Raw genomic sequence first — 2,149 nt, 5'->3', positions numbered from 1 at the left:
GAGACAGGCGGTGCGAGCACGGCGACTCGGTCGAAACAAAAAAGAACCGACTCTCCGACAAAATTTTCAACGCATACCAGCCGGTAGCCATTCAAAGGGTCAGAGGCACCCGCTGCGACGTAAAACGGGTCACAAACACGCAGGCGCGATAGCGATGAACTCATTGGGGCCTCGTCAACAAAATGATTGCCCATGAGAAACGCCCAGTCACAGTCGAATTGGCAAACGATCCGCAAACGCACCAGACTCCCTATCACAGGCTGATCTGATACCGTTGCGTGTCACTCAATCCCGGATTGAGGCTTGAGTTGAAAAGCTGCCCCTTGCAAACTTAATGAAGGGAACTATCCGGCAAGGACAGAAGCAGCGCGGTGACACTCATGTCCTCGTCCAGTTCGGGCCAGAACAATTGTTCGCGGTCTATCGATATGGCAAAGTGTTCACGCTCCGCTGACGTGGCTGCCTGAAGGACAGGAAACCAGTTGAGCGGGAATTGAACTGCTCGACCGTCTGACAGGTCGAGAAACAGATGCGCGCTGTCGAAGCGCACGTCCACCGCAGCGCCTTCCATAGCCGTCTCCTGATCGGGATTCACCTTATAAGATAGGCCGCCCCGGAGTCGCGCGCAAGAAAGATTGCGAACTCAAGGTCCGCGCTCGGTCCCTTTGATTTAGACGTTGCGCCATAGCGCGTGCGGGCTCACGTCTCGCGCCATCGGGGCGCACGCTTCTGAATGAACGCCGCGGTGCCTTCGAGAGCCGCATCGTCAAGCATGTTGCAGGCCATTGTGTCGCCGGCTAACTGGTACGCCGCCTCAATGCCCATCTCCAGTTGCTGATAGAAGAGGCCTTTGCCGGCGGCGATTGCCACGCGCGGCTTTTCGCTGATACTCGCCGCAAGCGAGCGAACCGCGTCGTCCAGCTGTTCGGGCGCGGCAACTCGATTCACGAGTCCGCGTTCGCGCGCGGTTTGCGCATCGATAAAGTCTCCGGTCACGAGCATTTCGAATGCGGCCTTGCGCGACAGATTGCGCGAGAGCGGCACGCTCGGCGTCGCGCAGAACAATCCCAGATTGACACCCGATACGGCGAAGCGAGCGTCGCTTGCCGCCACCGCGAGGTCGCACATCGCGACCAATTGACAGCCCGCCGCAGTCGCGATCCCGTGCACGCGTGCAATCACGGGCTGCGGCATGCGCTGGATCGTCAGCATCATCTTCGAGCAGCGCGCAAAGAGTGCCCGGTAGTAGGCCAACGACGGTACAGCGCGCATCTCCTTCAGGTCGTGGCCTGCGCAAAACGCGCGCCCCGCGCCCGCGAGAATGACCACGCGCGCAGGCGACGCGGCGACCTCGTCCAGACTGCGCTGCAATGCCTCAAGCAAGGCTTCCGACAATGCGTTGAATGCGCTGGGCCGATTGATCATGATGCGCACCGCGCCGGGGACGCCATAGACGTCCTGCTCGACGACCACTAGTGCATCTGGATTTGTGCTTTCGCTCATGCTTGCCTCCGTCACACGTCGATCGCTGCGACCGACCTGGCTCGCTTACGCAACTCGAATTTCTGTATCTTGCCGGTCGATGTCTTCGGCAACTCGCAGAACTCCACCGCGCGTGGCACCTTGAAACCCGCGAGTTGGGATTTGCAATATTCGACCAGTTCGCCAGCGCTCACCCTTGCGCCCACCTTCAACTCGACGAATGCGCAGGGCGTCTCGCCCCAGCGGGGATCGGGCTTCGCAACGACGGCTACCGCGAGTACCGCCGGATGGCGATACAGCACGTCTTCGATTTCGATGCTTGAAATATTCTCGCCGCCCGAAATGATGATGTCCTTGCTGCGGTCCTTGATGCGGACATAGCCGTCCGGATTGGCCACCGCAAGGTCCCCCGTGTGGAACCAGCCCCCGCGAAACGCCTCCCGCGTCGCGGCCGGGTTCTTCAGGTAGCCCTTCATCGTGATGTTGCCGCGAAACATGATCTCGCCCATCGTCTCGCCGTCCGCCTGCACTTCCTGCATCGTGACTGAATCGCGCACCGACACCGCGTCCTGCAGGTGATAACGCACACCTTGCCGGGCATTCAGGCGTGCGCGTTCGCCCGCATCGAGCGTGCTCCAGGAAGCCTGCTGCGCGCACACGGTTGCCG

The 2,149-nt window shown here is 60.6% G+C and carries 4 protein-coding genes; all 4 read right to left on the bottom strand.

The genetic code is table 11. The features are described from left to right. A partial coding sequence (locus WCA53_RS20695; protein ID WP_423915030.1) for a hypothetical protein occupies window positions 1-194 on the bottom strand: 194 nt, incomplete at its 3' end. A gap of 137 nt (window positions 195-331) precedes the next feature. Beyond that, on the bottom strand, window positions 332-571 hold the full coding sequence (locus WCA53_RS20690; protein WP_423915028.1) for a DUF2442 domain-containing protein: 240 nt from the start codon (window positions 569-571) through the stop codon (window positions 332-334). A 128-nt stretch (window positions 572-699) separates the two neighbouring features. Beyond that, the gene (locus WCA53_RS20685) at window positions 700-1,503 is read right to left on the bottom strand and encodes an enoyl-CoA hydratase (RefSeq protein ID WP_423915026.1); all 804 of its coding nucleotides are present in this window, start codon (window positions 1,501-1,503) and stop codon (window positions 700-702) included. An 11-nt stretch (window positions 1,504-1,514) separates the two neighbouring features. After that, window positions 1,515-2,149, bottom strand: a 635-nt coding sequence (locus WCA53_RS20680) for an AMP-binding enzyme (RefSeq protein ID WP_423915024.1), incomplete at its 5' end; no start/stop codon positions are given.

The sequence above is a fragment of the Caballeronia sp. genome (assembly GCF_049581465.1).
Lineage (GTDB): Bacteria > Pseudomonadota > Gammaproteobacteria > Burkholderiales > Burkholderiaceae > Caballeronia.
The sequence above is the reverse complement of the archived record's forward strand: the minus strand, read 5'-3'. Positions and strand labels throughout refer to the sequence as shown.

What these genes read in the sequence shown, in the direction of transcription:
- WCA53_RS20690 (WP_423915028.1), bottom strand. Translation starts at nt 571, where the DNA reads ATGGAAGGCGCTGCGGTGGACGTGCGCTTCGACAGCGCGCATCTGTTT.
- WCA53_RS20685 (WP_423915026.1), bottom strand. Translation starts at nt 1,503, where the DNA reads ATGAGCGAAAGCACAAATCCAGATGCACTAGTGGTCGTCGAGCAGGAC.